General features: G+C 66.2%; 2 protein-coding genes. Both read left to right on the forward strand.

Translation table 11 applies throughout. The features are described 5' to 3' along the window. The coding region (locus tag DW754_RS10830; RefSeq protein WP_147336411.1) for a PTS sugar transporter subunit IIC at nucleotides 1-234 on the forward strand (234 nt) is incomplete at its 5' end. Continuing rightward, nucleotides 215-1,048 carry a PTS system mannose/fructose/sorbose family transporter subunit IID gene (locus tag DW754_RS10835; protein ID WP_117759950.1) on the forward strand — a complete coding sequence of 278 codons (834 nt, stop codon included), beginning with the start codon at nucleotides 215-217 and terminating at the stop codon, nucleotides 1,046-1,048. The genes DW754_RS10830 and DW754_RS10835, both read left to right, overlap by 20 nt. Nucleotides 1,049-1,057: the final 9 nt, after the last annotated feature.

Raw genomic sequence — 1,057 nt, forward strand, 5'->3', positions numbered from 1 at the left:
GCCGCCAACATCCTGCCGGCCATGGGCTTCGCCATGCTCGGCCGCCTGGTGCTCACCAAGCAGCTCGTGCCCTTCTACTTCCTGGGCTTCCTGCTGTGCTCCTACGCCAACGTGCCCGTCCTGGGCGTCGCCCTGATCGCCATCATCATCGGCATCGACAAGTTCGACCTGCTCGGCCTGGGCGGAGCCCAGCCCCAGCTCTCCGCGGAAGGGGATGAGGACGATGACTTCTAGTCCCGAGAACAAGATCACGCGCTCCGACCTCGTCAGGAGCGCCCTCAACACCGGCGCCCTGGGCATGGAGTTCTCCTGGACCTACTACAAGCAGATGAACATCGCCTTCTGCCTGATGGTCGCCAACATGCTCAAGAAGATCTACGCCGGCCGCCCCGACGACTACGCCGAGGCCCTGCACCGCCACTGCGCGTTCTTCAACATCACCGTGCAGTTCGCCCCGTTCGTCGGCGGCATCGCGATGGCCATGGAGGAGAAGGTCGCCCGCGGCGAGATCGAGCCCGAGAGCGTCAACGACGTCAAGGCCGCCCTCATGGGCCCGCTGTCCGGCATCGGCGACTCCATCTTCCTGTCGACGCTGCGCGTGGTCGCCGCCGCGGTGGGCATCAGCCTGTGCCAGGCCGGCAACCCCTTCGGCCCCATCGCCTTCCTGCTCATCTACAACGTCCCCGGCTTCGCGCTGCGCGTCTGGGGCGCCGTCAAGGGCTACGAGCTGGGCGTGGGCTTCCTGGACGAGGCCCAGAGGACCGGCCTCATGCAGAAGATCATGACCTGCGTGGGCATCGTGGGCGTCATGGTCGTGGGCGCCATGTGCAAGGACATGTTCTGGGCCAGCATCCCGGTGGCCATCGGCTCGGGCGAGGACGCCCAGACCCTCCAGGACATCCTGGACGGCATCATGCCCGGCATGCTCGGCATGCTCGCCTTCTGGCTGTACTACTGGCTGCTGTCCAAGAAGATCAACCCCATGGCGCTGATCGTGGCCACCATGGTCGTGGGCATCGTCGGCGCGTTCTTCGGCGTGCTGGCGTAAGGGCCCGGC

The sequence above is a fragment of the Collinsella sp. AM29-10AC genome (genome assembly GCF_003469085.1).
Classification (GTDB): domain Bacteria; phylum Actinomycetota; class Coriobacteriia; order Coriobacteriales; family Coriobacteriaceae; genus Collinsella.